This window comes from Anabaena sp. AL09, assembly GCF_001672255.1.
Classification (GTDB): domain Bacteria; phylum Cyanobacteriota; class Cyanobacteriia; order Cyanobacteriales; family Nostocaceae; genus Dolichospermum; species Dolichospermum lemmermannii.
In genome coordinates this window covers 16,626-41,214 of record NZ_LJOQ01000082.1, presented here as the reverse complement: position 1 = coordinate 41,214, position 24,589 = coordinate 16,626, and the positions used below count along the sequence as shown (strand labels likewise).

Below are 24,589 nucleotides of genomic sequence, written 5' to 3'. Positions count from 1 at the left end.
ACTTTGTTTTTCCATTCTCACAATAAAATGACACCATTTAGTTAAAATTAAAAAAGAATGCGTTACAAAACTTAAAATTTCTCAACTTAGGTCTAAGTTGAGGATGTTCTCACAAATATTAGCTAAACAAAATGACTGGTGTTAACTTGACTACTTGGATTCTTAGCCCCTTTTTGGGAGTGATGACGTTTTTATTTATTTTCCGCATTATTCTGACCTGGTATCCCCAATTCCATCTCAACCGTTTACCTTTTAGTCTGATCGCTTGGCCGACTGAACCCTTCTTAATCCCGTTGCGGAAGTTAGTACAACCTATTGGTGGTGTAGATATTACCCCGATTATCTTAGTAGCGATTTTTAGTTTTATTCGGGAAATTTTACTAGGTCAGCAAGGGTTACTGACCATGTTATATAGGTAATAGGAGTCAGGAGTCAGGAGTCAGGAGTCAGGAGTCAGGAGTCAGGAGTCAGGAGTCAGGAGTCAGGAGTCAGGAGTCAGGAGTAGGAGTCAGGAGTCAGGAGTCAGGAGTCAGGAGTCAGGAGTCAGGAGTCAGGAGTCAGGAGTCAGGAGTCAGGAGTCAGGAGTCAGGAGTCGGAAGGAAGGAAGGAAGAAGGAAGAAGGAAGGAAGGAAGAAGGAGTCAGAAGGAAGGAAGAAGGAAGAAGGAAGAAAAAATTTTTCCCCAAACAACTGACAACTGACAACTGACAACTGACCAATTATTGCATTTTCATATCCTGAACAAAACTGGTGTAAATATTACCCTGCAAAAATTGGGAGTTTTCCATAATTTTTTGATGAAAGGGAATGGTTGTCGGGACTCCAGTAATGGCACATTCTCTCAATGCGCGTTTCATGCGGGTAATTGCTGTAGCTCGATCTGGTCCCCAGACAATTAATTTACCAATCAGGGAGTCGTAATAAGGGGGAATGTTGTAATCCGTGTATACGTGGGAATCAATCCGCACTCCTGGTCCTCCAGGTGGTAGATAACCAGTAATTTTACCGGGGGCTGGGCGAAAATCATGATCTGGATCTTCGGCGTTAATGCGACATTCAATAGAATGTCCTCGAAGAACCACTTCTTTTTGTGTCAGCTTTAGTCTTTCCCCTTGAGCAATGCGAATTTGTTCAACTACTAAATCTATACCAGTAATCATCTCTGTAACTGGATGCTCAACTTGTATCCGGGTGTTCATTTCCATGAAATAGAATTTACCGAATTTATCTAGAAGAAATTCGATAGTTCCAGCACCGCTGTAGTTAATAGACTGGGCAGCTTTAACGGCAGCTTTTCCCATTTTTTGCCGTAAATCTGGATCAAGAGCCGGACTAGGGGCTTCTTCTAGGAGTTTTTGGTTACGACGCTGAATTGAACAATCTCTTTCACCTAAATGGATCACGTTGCCGTAGTTATCCGCTAAAATCTGAAATTCAATGTGCCGGGGACGTTCAATAAATTTTTCTATATAAACGCCTGAATTACCAAAAGCTGCTCCTGCTTCCCCTTGAGCCGCGAGGAATAGTCTCACAAATTCATCTTCGGAACGGACAAGCCGCATTCCTCTACCACCACCACCGGCGGTAGCTTTAACCATTACAGGATAACCAATTTTTTGAGCGATCGCTAATCCTTCTGCTTCTGATTCTACTAACCCTTCACTACCGGGAACTGTAGGAACACCAGCTTTTTGCATGGTTTCTTTAGCGGTGGACTTATCCCCCATCAGCCTGATAGATTCGGGCGTAGGTCCAATAAAAGCAATATGATGATCTGCACAAATTTCAGCAAATCTGGCATTCTCTGATAAAAAACCATACCCAGGATGAATGGCACCGGCATTGCGCGTTAATGCAGCAGCAATAATATTGGGAATATTCAAATAACTTTTACTGCTGGCAGGTTCACCAATGCAAACGGCTTCATCTGCAAGTTGGACGTGCAGCGCGTTTCTGTCAACAGTGGAGTGAACAGCAACTGTGGCAATTCCCATTTCTTCACAGGCACGGAGAATGCGAAGGGCTATTTCTCCTCGATTGGCAATTAATATTTTATCAAATTTCATTTTCTAGTTACGATATCAGTACCAGTAGATTCACATTTTCTCCCATCCTGTTGACATAAAGCGGTTGCATTACTGCAAATCGTGACAGGAGATTCCCAAACCTCATTCTTAGCAGACTATTGGATTATCTGGCATCTTTGCTAGACCTCTTAATATGACTTGTGCTGTAACTATATTTCTGTTAGTCTCATACCCATTCAAAAAATATTTGGGAAATATTGGAAAAATATTGTATTTGAGAGATTTTTTTATGTTATACTCTAATCTGTGTTCAAAACCGCGCGGATGTGGCGGAATTGGTATACGCGCACGCTTGAGGTGCGTGTGGGCATAGCCCTTGCGAGTTCGAGTCTCGCCATCCGCATTTTTGAATGTAAATAACCCGCTGTTATGTCAGAAAAATGATTATAGCAGCGGGTTTACATTTTTTAGGGAACAGGGAACAGGGAACAGGGAACAGGGAACAAGAGATGGAAAGAATTTTCCCAATAACCAATGATTGACCAGCTTCTTCTAGTGATGCTGGTTTTTGTGCTATTCATAGAAATATATATAAACTTTTGTAAAGAACATTGACTACTACTTTTAATCCCACGAATGATCTAATCCTACCAAGTGCTTGGCATTGTCTAACTCCCATTTGGCAAGGTGGGGAGGAAGCTATTAAACGCGGGTTACCTCACAGTCAGTTAGCTCCTACTTGGCAATTATTGCTTTTGGGTGATGGTTCTCCGACTCGACACGTCCAACTATTGACGGGTGAACCAACGGAGGTAGATGTAATTGATATGTCAGCAATTGGCATGAATACTGATAATGCACCAACTATGATGCAGATGCTACCGGGTCCAAGAGTGCGCCGACAGGTTTGGGTGCGAACTGCTTCCGGTCAGCGGTTATATTATGCTGCTTCTTGGTGGGAAGCAAGTCATGTAGATGAGTATTTACAAAACAAGTCTTTGCCAATTTGGGCAAGTTTAGCGCGGTTACGAACTGAGTTATATAGAGATGTGCAAGGTATTTATTATGGTAACTCAGAAGCGTTAGAGACGGGTTTTCAGGAACAGGGGCCTTTTTGGGGTCGCCATTATTTGTTTTGGCATCATGGACAACCGCTAACTTTGATTTATGAGGTTTTTTCGCCTTTTTTAACTAAATATTTAGGCGCTATGAATTATGAAAGTTAATTTTGCCAATCACTAATCTCCAAAACCAGATTGGATTTTCAGGATGAAATTAACATCTTTTTCGTGTGTTCCTGTGTTTTATGTTTCGCGCAAAGTGGCAAAGGAGCAAAGACGCAAAGAAGAAATTAATTGTGAGAATAATAGAAAATTATCAAAATCTCATCATTTAATTACAATCAAACATCCTGTTAATCCTTAAATCGGTGGATATCCTGATTCTCCTAAGTTATAATAAGTTATATTTAAAACGTCTTAATCGTGTAATTCCATAGTAGGGGTTTAGCATTGCTAAACCCCTACACACGTGCTAAACCCCTACACATCTCAGTTTTTAACTAATTATCTGGGCGCTATGAATTATGAAGGTTAATCTTGCGAATGACTAATCCCCAAAACCAGTTAGGATCAAGATAATCGGAATTGATATTTTCAAGCATCCACTGGAGAGAAGTGTTTATGAATCTGGTTGTACTCCAGAACTGGCTAGATAATGCCTCTTTTGCTGTCTTATTCTGTACGATGTTGGTTTATTGGGTGGGGGCGGCTTTTCCGAGTTTATCGGTGACAGCGGCTTTGGGAACAGCCGGTATGGCGATCGCTAATTTGTGTATGGCGACTTTATTAGGGGCAAGATGGATCGAAGCGGGTTATTTTCCCCTGAGTAATCTCTATGAGTCTTTATTTTTCCTGACTTGGGGAATTACCGCTGTCCATTTAATTGCCGAAAATAGTAGTCGTAGCCGGTTGGTGGGTGTTGTGACTGCACCTGTGGCGATGTGCATTGCTGCTTTTGCTACTCTGACTCTACCATCAAATATGCAGGTATCAGAGCCTTTAGTTCCGGCTTTGAAATCTAATTGGTTGATGATGCACGTCAGTGTCATGATGTTGAGCTATTCCGCTTTGATGGTGGGTGCATTGTTAGCGATCGCATTTTTAATTGTTACTCGCGGCCAAAATATCCAATTACAAGGTAGTTCCTTTGGTAATGGCGGTTATCGGAGTAATGGCTATAAACTACTTAAAGCTGGTGAGTTAGTTACATCTACACCCGCTGCGGAAACTAATGGCTTTTCTCGCGTTGAAATTAATAACAACGGGAATGGAACTGCGGTTTTGGATTTAGTCACAACCACTCCTATTCAAACCACTGAAATTCTTTCACCTCAACGCCTCAACTTGGCTGAAACCCTCGATAATATCAGCTATCGCATCATTGGCTTAGGATTTCCCCTCCTAACTATCGGTATTATTGCTGGTGGTGTTTGGGCTAATGAAGCCTGGGGTTCTTACTGGAGTTGGGACCCTAAGGAAACTTGGGCGTTAATTACTTGGTTAGTTTTTGCCGCTTATCTGCATTCTAGAATAACTCGCGGTTGGCAAGGTAGAAAACCGGCAATTTTAGCTGCTGCTGGTTTTGTTGTGGTTTGGATTTGTTATCTTGGTGTGAATCTTTTGGGTAAGGGTTTACATTCCTACGGTTGGTTTTTGTAAGTACATCTCTTTTCCCCCTTTTCTTTTGAGAGGGGGGGGTTCGCGCAAAGACGCTAAGGAGCAAAGGCGCAAAGAAAGAACTATAATAATTCATGTTGTTTTATAAATACATAACCAGCCTTTATGCTCCCTAATTTGACGCAATTTGGTATCTCCAGTTTGTTCATGTTTTTCGTTCTTTCGACACGATACCTGATTGTGTCTTCGCTGCTTTATTGGTTGCTTTGGGTTCGTCGTCCCCAGTCTTGGGAAGTTCGTCGTCTTCATGATCTGGATAGACGGAAGAGTAAAATGAAAAGTGAAATCAAATGGTCTCTCTTTTCCTGTCTTATTTTTGCTTTACCCAGTGCTTTTATCATGGAAATGATCGCATTAGGACAAACAAAAGTTTATATAAATCCTATCCAATATGGCTGGGTTTATTTGCCAGTAAGTCTGTTTATATATTTGTTTATCCACGATACTTATTTTTATTGGACTCATCGCTGGTTACACAACCCTAGCATATATCGCCGCTTTCATAAGGTGCATCACGAATCTATTAACCCTACTCCCTGGACTTCTTTTTCTTTTGATCCAGTTGAGAGTATGATGACGGCAATTATTATTCCTATTTTGGTTTTTATTATTCCTATTCACATTAGTATGATCGTTTTATTGCTAACATTAATGACGATATTTGGCGTTGTCAATCATACAGGTTATGAGGTTTATCCCCGTTCCTGGATGCGTGGTTTTTGGGGTAAAAATTGGATTACACCAACTCACCATACTCTTCATCATCACAAGTTTAATTGTAATTATGGTCTTTATTTTCGGTTTTGGGATCAGTTGATGAATACAGATGTAATGATAAAAATGCCATTTATTTTAGAAGGGAAACAGAAGTAATAATGGCAAAGCTATTTTGCCCAAATAAAAAACCAAATTTATTAAAAAACCAGGTTTTTTGTACATTGTTAAATACACTTTCAATAATTGCTTCCAACTTCACAACCCATTTTTAGGGATTGTTTCGTTGTGGTGTTTGCAGAAGAGTAAAACTATCTGTACTAAAGCGCATGATATTTCCAGGCTTAATATCTCTATGAATATAGATAACTTCGTTAGTACCTTCATTATTATAAATATATTTGAAGTATGTTCATAATTTCGTTGAGAATACTGATAACCTCATCCTCAGAAAATTTTTTATTCTGCTTGAGCTTCTCATCGAGTTCTTTAGCTAAATCTTGTCCTTCGATATAATCCTGCACCAAGTAAAAAAACTTCTCTCTATAGCCTGTTTCTTCCTCAATTTCCAAAGTAAAAAAAGCCAAAAATCTGGCAATTCGTGAATGGTTCAATTTATCCAAAATAGTAGCTTCTCTCACAAACATTTCTTCTATCCGTCTGAGAGTTTGTGGAGATAAAATTTTTCCAGAACAATTTTGGGGGTGCAACAGTTTAATTACAAGGGTTGTAGACGGAAAGTCCAGATCCTTGGCTTTAAAAGTTATACCAAATCTGTCGCTTTCTAATAAATCTATGGGTACAAAATGCCCCTGCAAAATCAATGGCATTCGACAATTGGCACAAAGTAATTTTGTTGCAGACCTTGAATTTAAAATTTCGTCAGAAATAGTATTTTCAGGTTTTATGCAACTTGGATGAGTGCAGTAAACTTCCATTTATTTACCTCCACAATTAGTTGAATCACACACCAGATAACAAGACTCCGTTTATGTCACAGAATATTATTCTTACTATTTTGCGACATATTTCTTAAACACAAATGTGACATATTTACTTACAGGTGTCAACCCCATAACAGAGATTTAAATTTTCAGATCACGTACCTAACTATCACCCTTGCCTAAGTGATAATAATCACATAGCATAATTGATGTTAAATTACTGTAAAATAGTCACAATCGTGAATATATAACTGATGCAATTAAAATCAAGAATGAATCAACAAGAGTTTGAACGCGTATTCTATAACCTCACAGAAAACCGCAAAAACGTATTGCAGAAAATACTTTCAGGCCACACAGATATGGATATAGCCGAAGCGATGAACATTACAGAAGCATCCGTGAGAAAGTATGTGGAAAGAATATGTTACGAATTTGGACTGAATAATGAACCTGCTGATAATCGTCGTTACAAACGCTCAGACTTGGTTGGATTGTTTGCTAAATATAAACCAGAGTTATTAACTGATAGTCAATCTAAATGGACAAAAGAACTAGCAAAAACAGAAGATGAAGATCATGAAGATATTACTAAATCTATCTTGTATTTACTATCAGTTCATAAACCCGTTCCAGAGGAATTAAAAAACGTACTAAGACGCATGAATTTCAGTGAAAAAGAAAAAAAAGAAATTGCTAAATCTCTAAATCAATTAGGACATGAAAGCTACCTGAATAATGATTTTATAATTGCTGCATCTTATCTAGAATTAGCAGTGGCATTAAATAAAAATCATGGTTCTGCTCACTATAATCTAGGGGCAACTTACGAAAAGTTAGATAATTTAGATGATGCTTGTCATCATTATCAGATTGCAATTAAATATCAAAACCGCGCTGCTGATGCTGCTATTAATAATTTAGCTCGGTTGCAAATTCTCCAAGGAAATAGTGCAGATGCTGTGAAAATTATTGAACCAATTTTGTCAAAGGTGAAAGATGACACAGTTAAAGTTTCATTACACAAAAATCTTGCTTGGGCATATTTTCAGCAAAATTCTTATGAACAAGCACAGCAACATTTGCTTGTTTGTCTGGAATTAGAAAACAATTATGCCCCAGCTTATTGCTTATTGGCACAAGTCCAAGCAGCACAAGGAAATCGGCAAGCTTCTAGAGAATCATGGCGAAATTTTATAGAATTTTATACCCATGATCAAGAACTTAAAAAAGCCCATTGTAAATTACCAGAATTAGAAATTTGTAAGTTGGAAGCGATGAGAATTATTAATTCTCCAGACAAATAATATTCGCTCAATTAATTAGGAGGAACTAGAGGATCATCATCCTCATCTCCTTGATGACTCTGTGTAAACCAAATATTTTGCCCTTGCAGTGATTGTATTGATATTACCTGCAAAGTATGATCCTGTCTGTTGACGTTAGCAACTTCTGCTAGTGAAATTACTGAATTATCTTGATAAGCCATAACAACCTCTTTTTTGTCCTTACACAATCAAGTATCTCAATATTAGATGTAACTGTAAATACAATTAACTAATCAGTATTTAGCTAATAAAGACTAATAAAACTAATAAAGTTATGGCAAATTAAGATACAATCCAGAACAGGATATCAGGAGAGAACTAGACCATGGATACAAAACAGATAATTAGAGGATTAAAGGATTGGGTAAAGCGTGAAAAAGGCATAGATTTTCATTTAAATGCTTGTCAAGAAGCGATTTTAGAATATTCTTTGCAAAATATCGCCTATGCCAATATGGATAATCTCGGTTATGCTGTTGACACTATCAAAAATAATACGGGTCCTGATCTATTTAAACGACTCAGTGAAGTTACAGATAGAAAAGTTAGCAAAAAGAATTGCTTCTTAACTCTCCCACGACTTTTAGAACATCCTAGTAGTGAGGAAGACACAGAAAACAATTTATTACGGATAGATTTACGGGAAGCACCAGTTCCTAAAGATTTCTATGGCCGTGTAGAAGAATTATCTAAGTTAGAAACATGGATAGTTAACGAACACTGTCCTTTGGTGGGGGTTTTTGGTATGGGTGGGATTGGGAAAACACCACTATTAAGAAAGTTTGTGGATAAAGTTAAAGATAAATTTGATTATATTATCTGGAAGAAGCTTGAATATTCCCCTTTTTTAGAAGATTTTTTAACTCATATAGAATCATATTTTCCAGCTAATAATTTAGAAAAAAATCCCCATAAAAAAAATATATCTCAGAGAATTCTTAGCCTAATTTCTTTCTTAAATCAACATCGTTGCTTACTGATTTTTGATAATTGGGAAAAACTAATGGCAACTGATGAAATATCAGAAGATCAGCAAAAAAGAAACTATTTTAATTATGGCAAATTTTTAGAATCCGTTGCAACATTAGAACATCAAAGTTGCGTAGTATTTGTCAGTTTACAAACACATCAACAAATGGATATTGCGGATAAATCCAGAGTTAGAAGATTAACATTAACTGGTTTAAATAATCAAGATTCTCAATACATATTGAAGAATTTTAAATTGTCAGAAAAGGGACGAGAAAGACTTATTAAACAATATCAAGGACATCCATCAGCTTTAGAATTTGCTGCTCAACATATTCAAAATAATTATAATGGTGAAATTGATGACTTTCTCAAAGGAACATTTTTTATTCATGATGTCATAACTGATTTATTTGATAAACATATTTGTGGTTTATCAAATATAGAACTCAATATTGTGGGAAAATTAGTTTATGAAACAGAACCAATGTCACTTCCTGAAATTTATCAATTATTTCCCTCTATTTCTCAAGCAAAAATTGGTCAAGCCATAGATAAATTATGTACAGATGGGTTAATTGCAAGGGATGATAGCCAAAGATTACCAACTTTTTGTATTGTGCATCCTTTACTTATTAAATATATTAAAAGACGTTTCCCTAAAAAAGATGACTAAAATGACAAATCTTTCCAGAAAAATCCGTAAATATCCAATTTTGGCTAAACGGTTATTTTTAATAATCTTGATACTTAGTTTTTCTTCCTGGATATATTTGATTTTTAATCCGCAATTATTGAGCAATATTTTTTCTCGAAATTGGTGTAAAGATTTTGAGTTAAATGACAATTTATCTTGTGGAGAAGAAAGTCTCTTTACAAAAGATAAATTTCCATTGTTTCAACAAGGTAACTTTCAAAAAGCTGTTGATTTTTTTACTGAACAGAGACTTAAGAATCAAAATAATCCAGAAATTTTAATCTACCTCAACAATGCCAAATTGATGCAACAAGGCAAAAAAAGTTACACTATTGCTATTGTTATTCCTATTAATCAGGATGCTAGAGGTATAGCAGAAGCCTTGTTAAGAGGTGTAGCACAAGTTCAAGAAGATTTCAACAAAGATCCTAAAAATCCAGGTTTAAAAATTCTGGTTGTTAACGATGAAAATAAACCTGACACAGTTGATAAATTAGCTGAACATCTGCTTTCTAAAAATGATGTAATCGCAGTCATTGGACATTATACATCTGAAGTAACTAAAGCAGCTTTACCTGTTTATCAACAGAACAAAGTTGTTGTTATTGCTCCTGCTACGGCTGCTAGAAAAAGTCTTTTTTCCGGTAAGAAAGTTTTACCAAACTTCTTATTTCGGACTATCGCCAGTGTGAAACTTCAGATTCCTAAATTAATTGAGCAATTGCAATTATCACAATTAGCTATTAAAGAAAAAGTAGCTGTTTTTTACAATCCAAACAGCACTTTTAGTCAATCTGCTTTTGAAGAATTTCGTAACCAATTAGGTGCAAGTAAGATAATTGAACAAGATATATCTATATCTAAATTTATGCCCCGTAAAATCTTAAATGAAGTTAAGCAGCAAGGGGCAAAAGCACTGATTCTCATTCCTGATGGTAAAGTTAATCATTATAGTTTTAAAAATACTTTAAACCTGATAGATGTCAATGAAGATCAACTGCCAATGGCAGGATACTTGACTCTATATGATGAGACTATACTCTATAAACAGAATGTCAAAAAACTTTTAATAGTCGTTCCTTGGCATCCTTTATCTAGTCCTAATAAAGAGATGATTCAAAGAGCTAAACAACTTTGGGGAACTGCTAACATAGGTGTTCAAACCGGAATATCTTATGATGCTACTTTGGTTTTGACAAAAGCTCTAGAAAAAGTATCTATATCTGATAGTTTGCCAAACCAAAGATTGGCTATACAGCAGCAATTAAACAATATAAAACAGGTAACAGGAGGAGCTTCAGGAACTATCTCTTTTGATAATGATGGAGATATGATAGAAAACACTTCTCAAATAGTTCGTGTTATCCCTACTAAATGTGCCATATCTGGGGCAATATTTGTCCCAATGAACTATGATTTGACAAAGTTAGATTGTCAACAAATGATCAAGGATAATAAAATAAATAAGTAGTTGATTAACCCAAAAGAGAGAAAGCTATGATTGAACCTGGAGATATTATCCATAATCGTTATCATGTTCTGCAAGAATTAGGAGATGGTGGTTTTGGTAAAACTTTTGAAGTAGAAGATACGTTCATGAATGATCATAAAGTTATTAAAATTTTAACCCAATCAAGTGATAAAGTCTTGGGACTTTTTAAACAAGAGTTTAATGTATTACAACAATTAAATAATCCGGGAATTCCCCGCGTAGAAGTGGATGCTTACATTAAATTTAAATGTCCCCACACCCCGGAAGCTTTACATGGTTTAGTCATGGAGAAAATTGCTGGACAGGATTTGGGTAAATGGTTGGAACAAAATTACAAAATTCCTAATAGCCAACAAGCTATCGAATGGCTAGAACAATTGACCCTGATTCTATCTCATGTTCATAGTCAGAATTATTTACATCGGGATATTAAGCCAAATAACATAATGTTAAAACCTGATGGTCAATTAGTATTAATTGATTTTGGTATTGTTAAAGAATTTATCCAAAAAATTCAAAAGCAAACTATTCCGGCTACAATGGTGGGATCATTAGGCTATTGTTCACCAGAACAAGAAGCTGGCAAAGAGGTAGATTATACATCTGATTTTTTCTCCTTAGGGCGGACATTTCTGCACTTACTCACAGGAACTTATCCTGGATACGATAACTTTCAAAGAGATAGACAAACCGGAAAGTTATTATGGCAAGATAAAGCCCCAGAAATTTCTGAAGAATTTAAAGATTTAATTGATTATTTAATGGAGCATGATCCAAAAAATAGACCACAAAATACACAAAAAATTTTGCGGTTAATCCAAAAAATTAAAGCTGGTCAAAAACAAGTTATCCTCCCTATCCCAATTGTTTTCTTCAGCTTTGCTCTCAATTTCGTTTTTCTGACTTTACTAGCTATGGAAGTTACATTAGGTATAGGCTTGAAAGTTCTCTTCGTCGTTGTTCTATGTGTAATTGGCGGGTTTCTCTTTTTACCTTTGATTAAATATCTATTATGACATGGACACCCCTCCACGCCCAAATACATCGGACTATCCGCGCCCGTAATCTATTTGAGCGCAATCAAAAGCTATTAGTCGCAGTATCGGGTGGACAAGATTCCCTATGCTTAATTAAATTACTATTAGATCTACAACCCAAATGGGAGTGGAACATAGCCATAGCCCATTGTGATCATTGTTGGCGCGAAGACTCCCAAGCTAATGCTCATCATGTCGCCAATTTAGCGAAAACTTGGCACACACCCTTCTATTTAGAAACAGCTAATCAACCTGTTAACAGTGAAGCCACAGCTAGAAATTGGCGATATCAGGCTTTAACAAAAATCGCCCAATGTTATAACTATCAATATATTATTACGGGACATACTGCCAGCGATCGCGCGGAAACCTTACTATACAATTTAATGCGTGGTACTGGTGCCGATGGTTTACAAGCTTTAACTTGGCAACGTCCCCTAACTGACAATATCATGTTAGTGCGTCCATTATTAGAAGTTAACCGTTGCCAAACAGAGCAATTTTGTCAAGAGTATAATTTACCAATTTGGGAAGATTCCACCAATCAAAATTTACAATATGCGCGAAACCGCATTCGTCAAGAATTAATCCCCTATTTAAAAGCGAATTTCAATCCCCAAGTAGAAGCAAATTTAGCGCAAACAGCCGAACTTCTACAAGCAGAGGTAGAGTATTTGGAACAAACAGCCCATCAGTTGCGGCTAGAAGCCTCAGTACAGGGCGAGAAAGGTAATTTAAAGGTAAACCGCTGTTTATTAAAAAAAGTACCCCTAGCTTTACAACGTCGGGTCATGCGTCAGCTACTTCAAGAAATACTTCCTGATGCCCCTAATTTTGAACACATTGAAAAAATCACAGCCTTAATCACAGCCCCCAATCGTTCCCGAACAGATCCTTTTCCTGGAGATTGGACAGCAATAGTCCAAGGTGACTGGATTTATATATACTGTAAAATCACGAAAAACCTAGATTTGTAGGGGTTTAGCAATGCTAAACCCCTACCCGCTTAAATCAAATAATTAAGCCGTGTTGAGTATAACTTAATCAAAAAGAAGAAGGATCTGTATCCGTAGCATCCATTAAGAAAAATGATCAAATAAAACTCTGGAGAGTTTGACGCATCTGGGTAACAATCAGAAATTGAGAATTACCACTTGTTTGGACTTGAGTTAAAGATTCAGAAATATTTTGTAATTGATCCCGTAAACCATCAAGAGCATCCTGAATAGGTTGCAGAGCTTCTTGATAAAGATTAACTCTCCCCCAGCATTCAGCAGTTGCTGTTCGTAAATTTAGTAATTGCTCCTCTAGGGAGTTGACTTCCTGACGATTTGCTTCTACTTCCTGGGTTTGATGATCAATTGTCTCTTGATCTGCGACGATAGTAGTCAGCATCTGCACCATATCACCCTCTAGCTTCTGGATTTGGGTAGATTTTTGCTGTTTTTGGGCTTCAAGTTGCAAAACCATTGATTCTAGATTACTAGATTCACTTTCTCTGACAACCGCAATCCCTTGTCTTTGCCACAATACAACTTGTTTTTGCTGGAGAGTTTTTTGCTGTCCGATCAAATTGCGTCTTTGCCCAACTAAACTTTCGTTTAGCATCTGGCAAAGATCCCGTTCATCAGCTAATTCTAATTCTAAATTTACCCGTTCTTCCCCAGCGGAATGGACAATTTTTTCCTGAAGTTCTTCTATAAATTTTTGCTTGTATTGAAGTTCCTGTTCTTGTTCTTGCACAAAATCAGAATCGCTGTCTAACTTCTCCTGCCAGTTTTGCACCATTCGCTCCAATTCCTTCAGAGGCATTTTCTGCAAGGCTGCTACATCAATTCCCCGTTTAGGAACTTCAGTTTCAGTGTTAGCTGCCAAATAATGTAGCTTTTGGTAAAACTCCTCCTCCGTTCCTAGATGCTGTTTGAGTATCGTAGTTAATTCCTGTTTACTATTAACTATTGTTGTTTTCAATTGCACCTGAGTAATTTGTTGTGCTAGGGAATTTTGTACCTGTTGCAATTCGTTTTGGCAACCAAACAGCTTTTGCATCACTTCCTCTCCCTCCTTTTGCTGCTGATTAGCTGAATGACGTTGGATTTCCAACTTTTGCCAATGTAGATTTAAAGCATCCTGTTGCTGATCGGCAAATTCAAAAGCATAATTAAGATTTTCCTTAACTGTGTCAATGGGAGTAGTTTGACTCGATAACCGATCAAGTAAGTCACTCAAGACTCGATTGCGCTCTTCATCTACAGATTTAGACTGTTGATAATTTAAACTTATCTCCTCCAAGCGACTCTGTTCAAATCGTAAATGCTCCCAAGCCCCTTCTAAGTCCCGGTGATTATTTTCAACCTCTGTCCGTAATTGATCAATCTCTGTACGAGATGTATCAACTGAATGTTTCTGTGTATCTATCCGTTTAGAGTCATGCTCCAATCTTTGTACTTGCTTCCAACGGAATTCCATCTCGGTTTCTCGACGATTCAGTTCCTGAGCCTGGATCATCAGCGACTGTTTCCACTGATCAATTTCCTCTTCTTTGAGTTTAAATTTTTCCACTTGTCGGGAAAAATTCTGCAAAATATTTACCAATGGACGACGTGCATCTTGAATCTGCTGTACTCGACGATTCGGACTCAATTCCACCAGTACCAATGCACGATCATTTAATTTACTTGCTTCATCAGCAATAATCATTTCGTCCGGTATTGGACTCCAATTTTGGTCATTACGTTGACAAGCGATTAGTTTTAGTTCGCTTTTGCCACTACCAAGTAAGCCACTCTTCTGTTTTTGTACTTCTGCTAAATACAGCACACCGTCAGTCCTTTTGATGTACATTGTCTCCCTATTCGTAAATATACCGCATAGTCAAATTGTCTATTGCCAAGCATGTGACAGTAATCTTAACGGCTGACAAGGCGGTTGAAGATGAGGTGTAAATAAAAGTAAAATCGCCCAAACCCTGTTCACTCTTGCATGAGTGCCTCTTGCCTCAAGCATAGTGCCATAACGACAATTTTTAATGCTAACCTACTTACACTAGTATATCACGGCGTAAATAAAGCAACCATATTCAATCGCCAAAAAGCCTACTGTATATTAGCTTTGACTTTTGACTTTTGACTTTTGACTTCCGCCCTGCGGTACTAGTGATTTGTGAGACGATAGAATCAATCCTAAAATTACAAGGTTATAAGAAAATAGGCTGAAAACTCTTGAAATTAAGTTTTGGAGCGTGGCGGAAAAACTTAATTGTCCTTCAGGCAAGGGATGAAAGCCAGCCAGAGGCTAAAGCCTCCAGTGAACTATGGTATACTTACTTGCAACAGGAAAGGTAATCAACCTGTCTAAAAACCTAAATGCCTGACGGCAATCTGTACCTTGACAATTGAAGATATGGGGTTCTATTCCATAGTTCTAGTGACTGCCCTCCGAATAGGTAAAATCTTCATGGGAGCTAGACGACACAGGATTTAAACTCAATCAAAATTTGCAGCAATGCAACTACCTCCGGGCAGGAGGAAAGTTAACGCTTGGGGAGAGAACCACCTCTGACTTAGATACCGCAAGGGGTCTAAGCTAAGTGGACTCGTTGAACCAAGAATCCCCGTGTCTTTAGACCGGGGAGTGTCAAGAAGCAATTTCTATCACCAACCCCTTGCAAGCCCTGAGTCTCGTCTTTCAACTTCAGCCAGATTTAATTCTCTGCCACATTACGATGCCGGAATTAGATGGTTATGAGATTTGTGCCATGCTGCGGCATTCCACAGTCTTTCGGGTTGTACCAATTATTATGCTGACTGGCAAAGACGGATTTATTGATCGTGTTCGTGCCAGGATGGTAGGGGTAACTGATTATCTGACTAAACCCTTTCCAGATCAAGAATTGCTAATGCTGATAGAGCAATATCTCAATTTAGATTATTGTTCAGGTGTACAAATAGGATACAAGACTTGCTGATTGGGTGCAAGATGGGCTAAAAGATGTTATCACAAGAATAAAATAGTTGTCTAACCAACTTCCATCTACGGTAAAGTAGTGAAACAATAAACTTAATTTATACAGTTAATTTTTGTCATGAGAGCAAATTATTTTCCTCAAGGGAAAGTCTAAATCAGGAGGTAAATAGACATTTATGAGCACAATTCTAATTGTTGAAGACAGTATCGTCCAAAGAGAGATGATGACAGACCTTCTGAAAGCTAGTGGCTTAAAAGTTACTCATGCAAGCGATGGCGCAGAAGCTTTAGAAGCCATTCACAAAGCACCTCCCGATTTGGTGGTTTTGGATATTGTCATGCCCCGCATGAATGGCTATGAACTCTGTCGGCGCTTAAAATCTGATCCTAAAACCCAAAATGTTCCTGTAGTCATCTGTTCTTCTAAAGGTGAAGAATTCGATCGCTATTGGGGGATGAAACAAGGGGCAGATGCCTATATAGCTAAACCCTTTCAACCAATCGAGTTGGTAGGAACAGTCAAACAACTGCTGCGAGGACAAGGATGAAAATAATATGGTTAACAAACCAGATTTTTTAAATGGAAGTGGGCAAGATCAATTCCGTCCCGAATTACAACTAGAAAGTCCCCAAGGTGAGTTGCATTTGCGGTTTTATCTGCCCTCACGTCAGGAATTTGCATTACAAGCTATGGGAATTCGGGAAGTAATTGAACTTAGTCCTGATCGGATTACACCAATTCCTAATACATCTCCCTTACTTTTAGGGACGCTAAATTTACGGGGACGCTTGATTTGGGTGGCTGATTTGGGGCAATTTCTCGGTGAAACAACCCCATTAAACACGGATTGCTCAGAAATCCCTGTCATTGCCATTGAAGATCAAGATACGATAGTAGGCTTAGGAGTAGAAGAAATTTGTGGGTTGGACTGGCTTGATGTACAGTATCTAAAGCCACAAAATAACGTACCAGATGCTATGGATCCGTTTTTGCGGGGAGAGTGGTTATTTGATACAGAAAAAGAAAAAAAATATTTACGACTACTGGATCAAATAGCAATTTTGCGAAGTGCGCGGTGGGCAGGGTGAACTTAGGCAGAATGAACTAGGGAGGGAGGACATGGAAGCACGTACAGATAATCAAGAGCTAACTTATAATCGGGCAAAAATAGCTTATGAGCAACAAGACTATGAATTAGCCGCGGTATTGATTGATAAGTTGGTGCAAAATTCACCAACTGACCCTAACTTACATTTGTTAAAGGGACATACATATTATATGTTGCAACAATACGATGTAGCTAAAGATAGCTACCAAAGCGTATTGTATTTAACAAGCGAAGAAGAAGTTATTGGTCTTGTTAATAACTGTCTTGCAACGATAGATCAGTATATAGAGCCTTTTAGTGATTATGAATCTCCATCTCATGGTCTGGTGACAACAGCAGAATCTTTGGATTTAGGGATGATGGGGAATTTGCATAGCCGCAGTTTGGAAATGAACTCCTTTGCAGAATATGAACCACCCCTAGATCCTCTAGAACATAATCCGTTCGCAAGTCATCCAGATAGTATGGAATTTGACAGCAATTCATTAGATGGTGTCATGAGTGATGATCCCTTTGGTGTACCTACCGAATATCTCACCAGTGATCCAATATCAGGTCAATTAGAGTTACCACCTTTTTGGCAAGAAGATATTTCTGGCGGTGATAATCAGGCTGTTATTAATCACAATTTAGCTCATGAAACTTCAGCAATTAGTGATGATTCCAGCAGCTATTCACCTTTTGCAGCAACTAAATTATCCCTTGATTATGACTCTGAAAATCAGACTGAGATATTGATGGGGGAAGATATAGACGACTTAATGGATGATAACTTTGGAGACTTAACCCTCAGCCAAAACGATACATATTTAGAGATTAACGAACAGGCAATCAACAACAATCAAGATCAACCAATATCGGCATCATTTACCAACAATTCTGCGCCACCACAACGGCAGTTTAATTTCAACTCTTCATCAGCAAAAAATAACTTTGATGATGATAGTTTTGACTTAGATGCGTTTGAATCTGCCTTTGGGGCAGAGAATGAAGCAGATTTAGGTGCTGAAACCTTTATTTCCACTATTTCCACTAAAGATACTAGTAATATCTCCAGTGGAGGCAGTAATAAGAATAATATAGGGTTTTTAAACGACTTTAATGAATTCGATGATCTCGGTGATATACCAGGATTTGATCTCACTGAAGATAGCAGTTTTGGCGATGGGGGAATGCTGTCAGAATCTCTAGATAGTCGGGGAAATTCGCTAAATCAATTTGTTGATGACTCACTCAATGATCAAGAAAGCGATGCTTATAAAGATCGCAGTTATCGTGATCAAGAACTATTCACAATTACTGGCGCTCAAGAAGCAGTTCCTGTTTTTACCCAATCAGAGGTGGCGAAGACAGTACCCAATGTAGCCTTTGACCAAGGCCTATTTGGACTCTTTGAAAACGCCTCCCTAGAGAAAAAACAATGGTGGATAGCCGGAACTGTCGGCTTAGTATCACTAGTGGGTGTAGCTATTGTAAGCGCGGTGGCAATTTCAATTTCACCGGCTCAACAACGGGAATCCGTGAGAAATACGGGTTTGTTAATGGCCTTAGCCGCAGGAGCTACAGGTGCAGCTACCGCTGGGTTTATGAGTAATCTCACTCTCAAACAAATTCGCCGGACTACTAAGGATCTGCAAAGTCAGTTTGATTCTGTCCGTCAAGGCAATATGAATGTGGAAGCAACAGTCTATTCACAAGATGAATTAGGCTATTTAGCCACTGGCTTTAATGATCTGGCTAGGGTAATTTTCACAACTACGAATGAAGCCCAACGCAAAGCCATGGAGATGGAAGAAGCTAAAGAAAACCTGCAACGTCAGGTAATTCGCCTTCTGGATGACGTAGAAGGAGCAGCCAGAGGAGATTTGACAGTTCAAGCCGAAGTCACAGCCGACGGACTGGGAGCGGTTGCTGATGCCTTTAACCTGACAATTCAAAACCTGCGAGATATTGTTCAACAGGTAAAAGTGGCGGCACGGGATGTGACCAAAGGTTCAACTAATTCAGAAACCTTTGCTAGAGCCTTAGCTGGGGATGCTTTACGACAAGCAGAAGAGTTAGCTGTGACTTTGAAATCTGTACAGGTAATGACATATTCCATCCAACGGGTAGCAGAAGCAGCCAAGGAAGCGGAAACTGTAGCCCGTGAAGCCAGTAAAATCGCTCAGAAAGGGGGAGAAGCGGTAGGAAATACGGTGGCAGGGATTTTGGAAATTCGGGAAACAGTGGCAGAAACTACCCGAAAAGTGAAACGATTGGCGGAATCTTCCCAAGAAATTAACTCTATTGTTGCCATAGTTTCACAAATTGCTTCCCGTACCAATTTGTTAGCTCTTAATGCCAGTATTGAAGCGGCAAGAGCGGGAGAAGCAGGTAGAGGATTCGCTATTGTAGCTGATGAAGTGCGACAGTTGGCAGATCGATCTGCTAAGTCCTTAAAAGAAATTGAGCAAATCGTGATGCAAATTCAAAGCGAAACTAGCTCAGTTATGACAGCGATGGAAGAAGGGACACAACAGGTAATTCATCAAACTACATTAGCAGAAGAAGCCAAGCGATCGCTAGACAATATTATCCAAGTAGCCGATCATATTGATATTTTAGTAAGATCAATTACCAGTGACACCGTAGAACAAACGGAAACTTCTCGTGCTGTGGCACAAGTAATGCAATCTGTGGAACTAACGGCACAAGAAACCTCTCAAGAAGCACAGCGGGTTTCTGGAGCATTGCAACATTTAGTGGGAGTATCCCGCGACTTGATTGCCTCTGTGGAACGTTTCCGAGTGGAAACTATTGAATCGAGGTGAAAGGGAATAGGGAACAGGGAATAGGTAATTGGTAATTGGTAATTGGTAATACAGAATCTTACCTCTGGCAACCGACAACTGACAACTGACAACTGACAACTAACAACTGACAACTAACAACCCTATTTAACTAACTATGCAGCCGGAACAACAACAACGGATTTTAGGTTACTTTCTCGAAGAAGCCAGGGAACACCTAAACACTATTGAACAGGGATTGCTGAATCTCCAAAGTACCCTGGAAGATTCAGAAATGATTAATGAAGTCTTCCGTGCAGCCCACTCTATCAAAGGTGGTGCGGCTATGTTGGGTCTAAGTAGTATTCAGCAAACATCCCACCGACTTGAGGATTGCTTCAAGATTCTGAAAGAGCATCCTATTCAAGTAGACCAAAGGTTAGAATCTTTACTACTGGATGTCTGTGATACATTAAAAGCGCTGATAGACAGTCTTGGCAATCCCTTTGGTTTATCAGCAGAAAAAGCTCAAGCTTTGATGCTTAAAACTGAACCAGTCATGCAATGGCTGAATGAGCATATAGAAACACTGTTAAAGCAAGGAAATAATCGAGTAAACAACCTTAATCACAATCATCTCCAACCACCAATATCTGTTATTCCCCAGATCCAGAAATCACCTGTAACAACCAGACAAAATCAGGATTGGACAGAGTTTCAAGGGCAGGTATTAGAAATTCTGCGGGAAATGCTGCAACAGTTTAAACAAACTAACTTAGGGCGTTCCCGCGAAAATTTGCAAGAATGCTGTCATCAATTAGTAAAAATTGGTAGAGACTTAAATTTATCAAATTGGTGTAGTTTGTGTGAATCGGCAGCCCTTGCCATATCCAATCCTGATCATAGTTATCTGACTTTAGCCAAAATTATTATTACTGAAATTAAACAGGCTCAAGAATTAGTTCTTCAAAATCAAGATGCAAAAATTGCGATTAGTCAACAGCTAGAAACTCTGTTTCCTCTTCCACAACTGGAGTTATTGGAATTTGAGGAAACGGAAGCTGAGGAAACTTTATTTACAGACACAACAGAACTAAATACCACTAACACAACTGGATTTATTAATCAATCGTTGTTTAATCATCATCAGTCAATCTTTACTCACAATCCTCCAGAGATAGGACTTTCTGAGTTAAACAGTCTTGCTGATTTATTTGAAAGTGATACACCTGATTTAGATGATAATTGGCAACAAGAAGAAATATTAGAAGATATCACTAACTATCAACTACTAATTACTAATAGTGAAGTTGAAGGGAATCATCACGATTTAGCTGATGTACTCTTCTTTGAAGATGACGATAAACATGAAACAACTGCCAACAATGGAGATGATTTAACTCTCTTATTTGATGACAACTTATTAGAAACAGACAATATCTCTTTGTCAAATCTGCAATCGGAAACAGTTGATTCTCAATCGATAGAATTTGGTAATCTGTTGGACAATAGTCCAGATTTACAATTCCCATCAGATGATGTTCTCACAGAATTAATCTCAATTTCTAGAGAATATCGCCAGCTTGATCCTGAAAATGAGGCAACTAATACTAATAAGTTAGAAGAATTATTGACATTCACTGAAGACGATGAATTGTCGGTTATAGTTGAAATAACTGAAGCAGAAAATATTGCCCTCTCAGAAATAGCCAGTGCCTCTGAAATCAGTTTTGATAATTTGTTATTAGAGGAGGATAAATACGCAAAAGATCAGGCAAATGAAAATGCTAATTCTTCCGCAAAAATTATTCCTACAACCATAAAAACATCAAAAATAAAACCATCAGCACCAGAAACTTTATCATTAGATAATCTGTTTGTAGAAGTAGCAAAAAATCCACCACCGCTAACAAATGAAATTGATGACTTATTTGGGACATCAGAAATTACAACTAATCTTGCTAATTCAATAGATAATTTAGATAACTTCTGGGATGATCTGGACACAACAGACTCAAAAATTACTACTTCAGTCAATCAAGATATAGCTAAAGAATTAGAGGAAAGTTTATTTAGGGCATCAGTTGAGATTGTTCCCAAAAATCAGCAGTCAGCTACAAATAATAGTTTAGATAGAAAAGAGTTTGATCTGATTTCCCAAGCACAAGAACAATCTTTTGATTTATTTTTCACATCAGATACTGATAGCCAGACGCAAGAGCCAGATAATTTATTTGGTGATTTTGGAGATGTAACCTCTAGCACTGTTCCCATCGTTGAGTTTAACGAATTATTTTGGCCACAAGTTAATGATTTTCCTCAATCTCCAGAAGAAAGTACCCGTCAGGAATCTATTCAAGATGAAGATTTTGCAGTATTAGAAGCATTGCTGAGTGAGAATGAAGATAATGGACTAAAGATTAGTTCACAGCCACCAATAATTATTCAACCTACTGTAGTTAAGTCTCAAAATACTTTTTTGACCCTTCGACAAGCTCAGGACAACGTCTTGGGACTAGAAGATGAATTTAGTGAATTAGAAAACTTGCTAGAACAGGCTGATAAAAAAATATCTAACTCATCAGCAACATCAAGAAAAACTTCTACAGGTAAAATCCCCCGTCCCATGACTCGACGGACGATAAAAGAAGAAAGCATGAAAATTCCAGTTAAACAACTGGATGATATGAGTAACTTGGTTGGGGAGTTGGTGGTAAATCGCAACACCTTAGAGCAGGATCATGAACGTCTGCGACAGGCACTAGATAGCCTATTGCTTCAGGTGCAGCACCTCTCCGATGTGGGAATGAGGATGCAGGAATACTACGAGCGATCGCTCTTAGAATCCTCTCTTCTCTCCACTCGCCGCTCTAGAGAATATGATGATTCATCGGGCAATTCCCATAATCGTGGGTTCAGCGACATCGAAATGGATCGATTTACGCCTTTTCATATCCTGGCGCAAGAAATGATTGAGTTCATCGTGGGAGTCCGGGAGTCAGCCAGTGATATTGACTTTATTACCGAAGAAACAGAACAGGTATCCCGACAGTTACGCCAAGCAACTAACCAGCTACAAGCAGGACTAACAAAAGCCCGAATGGTGCCATTTGCCCAAGCTGTTGATCGCTTACGGCGAGGAGTGCGGGATAATGCCATTAGATATGGCAAACAGGTAGAGTTAGTCACAGAAGGTGTTGATACCCTGGTTGACAAGATGATTTTAGATCATCTGACAGATCCTTTGACTCACATGGTCAATAATGCGATCGCCCACGGCATTGAAACCCCAGAAATCCGGCAAGCAGCGGGTAAATCACCCACAGGTATCATTAATATTCGCGCCTTACAACAAGGAAACCAAACCATTATTTCTGTCAGTGACGATGGCGCTGGTATTGATCATCAAAAAGTTAAAAACAAGGCAGTTAAAAAAGGTATCCTGACCCCTGAACAGGCACAAACCATGTCTCGGATAGATGCCTATGAACTTTTATTCCTCCCTAGCTTCAGTACCGCCGATGAAGTAGACGATATCAAAGGCAGGGGTATGGGCATGAATGTCGTCCAAAACAATATCAGCGAAATTCGTGGGACAGTTGGGACTGACTCCACACTAGGTAAAGGAACTAGCTTTACAATTCGTCTGCCACTGACTCTGAGTATTTGTAAAGCCCTATTCTGCATCTGTGATCGCACCAGAATCGCTTTTCCCATGGATGGTGTAGAGGATACTCTAAGTATCGCAGCCAAAAACATTCAGCAAGATGATGATGGACAATCATTTATTGTTTGGAGAGATATTAACCTCCCCTTCCAACCTTTAAAAGACATCTTAGTTTTTAATCGTCAGCTTACCCGTGAAAACGTCTATGGGACTAAAAAAGATGATGATCTGATTTCTGTAATCATTGTCCGCTCAGGGAATACAATGATTGCTTTACAAATTGATCAAATTCTGAGTGAACAGGAAATTGTAATTAAGCAATTTGAAGGTCCAGCACCTAAACCCAGTGGTATAACTGGTGCTACAGTTCTCGGCGATGGTATGATTATGCCTATCGCTGACGTATTGGAAATTATTGATATCTTCCAAGGTAAGATGTCTAAACATATCGGTGGCAATTGGCAGCACTCAGGTTTATCCTCAATAGACATCCCACTCGCTGATAAGGTAGAAATAACAGTATTAATTGTTGATGACTCGATCACAGTTAGAGAACTTTTATCTCTGACCTTTACAAAAGCTGGTTATCGTGTAGAACAAGCCCGTGATGGACAAGAAGCCTGGGATAAACTTCGTTCCGGTTTACCTTGCGATATGGTTTTCTGTGACATCGAAATGCCTCGTTGTGATGGACTAGAATTTCTCTCACGGATTCAAAAAGATAGTTCTTTTGACCAGCTACCTATTGCTATGCTTACCTCTCGTGGTGCTGATAAACATAGACAAATGGCGCTACAACTTGGGGCTAGTGGCTACTTTACTAAACCCTATTTAGAAGAAGCACTTTTAGAAGCAGCTTCGCGGATGCTCAAAGGAGAAAAACTCGTAATTGCTTAACCCTTTTTCCTGGATTTCTCGCAAGAGGTATTTTGTCAATAAGATTTAGATGCGTTTCCCCTGCATATATAGCGGGCAAGATGCCCGCACTACATAAGTTTTCTGTTCCCTCTGACTGAATAGCAACTTCAAAAATTCACAATAATTTCACCAAATAGAACGAAAGGCACGGAAGCCACTTGGCAATAGATGCGTGGAGGAAGTGCCAACGGCGAATTTATTCGCGGTGACATGATA

General features: G+C 38.5%; 17 protein-coding genes, 1 tRNA gene and 1 pseudogene. 15 read left to right on the top strand and 4 right to left on the bottom strand.

All coding sequences use genetic code 11. The features are described 5' to 3' along the window. The first annotated feature begins 131 nt into the window (after positions 1–131). The gene (locus AN490_RS15785) at positions 132–419 is read left to right on the top strand and encodes a YggT family protein (RefSeq protein ID WP_300005252.1); all 288 of its coding nucleotides are present in this window, start codon (positions 132–134) and stop codon (positions 417–419) included. A 299-nt stretch (positions 420–718) separates the two neighbouring features. On the opposite strand, the gene accC is transcribed toward AN490_RS15785, so the two are convergent. Next, entirely contained in the window at positions 719–2,065 is a 1,347-nt protein-coding gene (accC, locus tag AN490_RS15780; protein ID WP_015081412.1) for an acetyl-CoA carboxylase biotin carboxylase subunit, read from the bottom strand. A gap of 281 nt (positions 2,066–2,346) precedes the next feature. Here accC and AN490_RS15775 point away from each other — a divergent pair. The 4 genes from AN490_RS15775 (at position 2,347) to AN490_RS15760 (ending at position 5,637) form a co-directional block, all read left to right on the top strand. Then, positions 2,347–2,429: transfer RNA gene (locus AN490_RS15775), tRNA-Leu, on the top strand. Between the two features lie 208 nt (positions 2,430–2,637). Beyond that, the gene (locus AN490_RS15770; protein WP_300005249.1) at positions 2,638–3,252 is read left to right on the top strand and encodes a chorismate lyase; all 615 of its coding nucleotides are present in this window, start codon (positions 2,638–2,640) and stop codon (positions 3,250–3,252) included. A gap of 456 nt (positions 3,253–3,708) precedes the next feature. Next, the gene (gene ccsB / locus AN490_RS15765) at positions 3,709–4,746 is read left to right on the top strand and encodes a c-type cytochrome biogenesis protein CcsB (RefSeq protein WP_168634670.1); all 1,038 of its coding nucleotides are present in this window, start codon (positions 3,709–3,711) and stop codon (positions 4,744–4,746) included. Positions 4,747–4,944: 198 nt separating this feature from the next. Beyond that, positions 4,945–5,637 carry a sterol desaturase family protein gene (locus tag AN490_RS15760; RefSeq protein WP_300005243.1) on the top strand — a complete coding sequence of 231 codons (693 nt, stop codon included), beginning with the start codon at positions 4,945–4,947 and terminating at the stop codon, positions 5,635–5,637. Between the two features lie 230 nt (positions 5,638–5,867). Here AN490_RS15760 and AN490_RS15755 read toward each other — a convergent pair whose 3' ends face one another. Next, a complete protein-coding gene (locus AN490_RS15755) occupies positions 5,868–6,416 on the bottom strand; it encodes a hypothetical protein (RefSeq protein ID WP_300005240.1) in 549 nt (182 codons plus the stop codon). A 278-nt stretch (positions 6,417–6,694) separates the two neighbouring features. Here AN490_RS15755 and AN490_RS15750 point away from each other — a divergent pair, with 278 nt between their 5' ends. Further along, a complete protein-coding gene (locus AN490_RS15750) occupies positions 6,695–7,729 on the top strand; it encodes a LuxR C-terminal-related transcriptional regulator (protein WP_300005237.1) in 1,035 nt (344 codons plus the stop codon). Between the two features lie 11 nt (positions 7,730–7,740). Here AN490_RS15750 and AN490_RS15745 read toward each other — a convergent pair whose 3' ends face one another. Continuing rightward, complete coding sequence (locus AN490_RS15745; RefSeq protein ID WP_300005234.1) at positions 7,741–7,911, bottom strand: hypothetical protein; 171 nt, start codon at positions 7,909–7,911, stop codon at positions 7,741–7,743. Between the two features lie 164 nt (positions 7,912–8,075). Between AN490_RS15745 and AN490_RS15740 the strand changes: the two genes are divergently transcribed. From AN490_RS15740 to tilS, 4 genes are read left to right on the top strand one after another with little or no spacing between them, the layout of a single operon-like run. Continuing rightward, the gene (locus AN490_RS15740) at positions 8,076–9,395 is read left to right on the top strand and encodes an NB-ARC domain-containing protein (protein ID WP_300005231.1); all 1,320 of its coding nucleotides are present in this window, start codon (positions 8,076–8,078) and stop codon (positions 9,393–9,395) included. After that, entirely contained in the window at positions 9,388–10,887 is a 1,500-nt protein-coding gene (locus tag AN490_RS15735; protein ID WP_300005229.1) for an ABC transporter substrate-binding protein, read from the top strand. Before AN490_RS15740 ends, AN490_RS15735 begins: the two co-directional genes overlap by 8 nt. A 26-nt stretch (positions 10,888–10,913) precedes the next feature. Continuing rightward, entirely contained in the window at positions 10,914–11,924 is a 1,011-nt protein-coding gene (locus AN490_RS15730; RefSeq protein WP_213717768.1) for a serine/threonine-protein kinase, read from the top strand. After that, positions 11,921–12,922: a tRNA lysidine(34) synthetase TilS gene (gene tilS, locus AN490_RS15725; RefSeq protein WP_300005224.1), complete on the top strand. Its 1,002-nt coding sequence runs from the start codon at positions 11,921–11,923 to the stop codon at positions 12,920–12,922. Before AN490_RS15730 ends, tilS begins: the two co-directional genes overlap by 4 nt. A gap of 115 nt (positions 12,923–13,037) precedes the next feature. Here the strand turns inward: tilS and hmpF are convergent, their stop codons facing one another. Further along, positions 13,038–14,789 carry a pilus motility taxis protein HmpF gene (gene hmpF / locus AN490_RS15720; protein WP_300005221.1) on the bottom strand — a complete coding sequence of 584 codons (1,752 nt, stop codon included), beginning with the start codon at positions 14,787–14,789 and terminating at the stop codon, positions 13,038–13,040. Between the two features lie 796 nt (positions 14,790–15,585). Between hmpF and AN490_RS15715 the strand changes: the two are divergent. From AN490_RS15715 to AN490_RS15695, 5 genes and pseudogenes are all read left to right on the top strand, one after another. Continuing rightward, positions 15,586–15,912, top strand: a pseudogene (locus AN490_RS15715) (response regulator); the annotation flags it as partial. Positions 15,913–16,087: 175 nt separating this feature from the next. Continuing rightward, positions 16,088–16,459: a response regulator gene (locus AN490_RS15710; RefSeq protein WP_300005218.1), complete on the top strand. Its 372-nt coding sequence runs from the start codon at positions 16,088–16,090 to the stop codon at positions 16,457–16,459. Positions 16,460–16,466: 7 nt separating this feature from the next. Further along, complete coding sequence (locus tag AN490_RS15705) at positions 16,467–17,000, top strand: chemotaxis protein CheW (protein WP_300005215.1); 534 nt, start codon at positions 16,467–16,469, stop codon at positions 16,998–17,000. A 31-nt stretch (positions 17,001–17,031) separates the two neighbouring features. Beyond that, entirely contained in the window at positions 17,032–19,830 is a 2,799-nt protein-coding gene (locus tag AN490_RS15700) for a methyl-accepting chemotaxis protein (protein WP_300005212.1), read from the top strand. 136 nt (positions 19,831–19,966) lie between these two features. Continuing rightward, on the top strand, positions 19,967–24,352 hold the full coding sequence (locus tag AN490_RS15695; protein ID WP_300005209.1) for a response regulator: 4,386 nt from the start codon (positions 19,967–19,969) through the stop codon (positions 24,350–24,352). The last annotated feature ends 237 nt before the right edge of the window (positions 24,353–24,589 follow it).

What these genes read in the sequence shown, in the direction of transcription:
- AN490_RS15785 (WP_300005252.1), top strand. Translation starts at nt 132, where the DNA reads ATGACTGGTGTTAACTTGACTACTTGGATTCTTAGCCCCTTTTTGGGA.
- accC (WP_015081412.1), bottom strand. Translation starts at nt 2,065, where the DNA reads ATGAAATTTGATAAAATATTAATTGCCAATCGAGGAGAAATAGCCCTT.
- ccsB (WP_168634670.1), top strand. Translation starts at nt 3,709, where the DNA reads ATGAATCTGGTTGTACTCCAGAACTGGCTAGATAATGCCTCTTTTGCT.
- AN490_RS15755 (WP_300005240.1), bottom strand. Translation starts at nt 6,416, where the DNA reads ATGGAAGTTTACTGCACTCATCCAAGTTGCATAAAACCTGAAAATACT.
- AN490_RS15750 (WP_300005237.1), top strand. Translation starts at nt 6,695, where the DNA reads ATGAATCAACAAGAGTTTGAACGCGTATTCTATAACCTCACAGAAAAC.
- AN490_RS15745 (WP_300005234.1), bottom strand. Translation starts at nt 7,911, where the DNA reads ATGGCTTATCAAGATAATTCAGTAATTTCACTAGCAGAAGTTGCTAAC.
- AN490_RS15740 (WP_300005231.1), top strand. Translation starts at nt 8,076, where the DNA reads ATGGATACAAAACAGATAATTAGAGGATTAAAGGATTGGGTAAAGCGT.
- AN490_RS15735 (WP_300005229.1), top strand. Translation starts at nt 9,388, where the DNA reads ATGACTAAAATGACAAATCTTTCCAGAAAAATCCGTAAATATCCAATT.
- AN490_RS15730 (WP_213717768.1), top strand. Translation starts at nt 10,914, where the DNA reads ATGATTGAACCTGGAGATATTATCCATAATCGTTATCATGTTCTGCAA.
- tilS (WP_300005224.1), top strand. Translation starts at nt 11,921, where the DNA reads ATGACATGGACACCCCTCCACGCCCAAATACATCGGACTATCCGCGCC.
- hmpF (WP_300005221.1), bottom strand. Translation starts at nt 14,789, where the DNA reads ATGTACATCAAAAGGACTGACGGTGTGCTGTATTTAGCAGAAGTACAA.
- AN490_RS15710 (WP_300005218.1), top strand. Translation starts at nt 16,088, where the DNA reads ATGAGCACAATTCTAATTGTTGAAGACAGTATCGTCCAAAGAGAGATG.
- AN490_RS15705 (WP_300005215.1), top strand. Translation starts at nt 16,467, where the DNA reads ATGGTTAACAAACCAGATTTTTTAAATGGAAGTGGGCAAGATCAATTC.
- AN490_RS15700 (WP_300005212.1), top strand. Translation starts at nt 17,032, where the DNA reads ATGGAAGCACGTACAGATAATCAAGAGCTAACTTATAATCGGGCAAAA.
- AN490_RS15695 (WP_300005209.1), top strand. Translation starts at nt 19,967, where the DNA reads ATGCAGCCGGAACAACAACAACGGATTTTAGGTTACTTTCTCGAAGAA.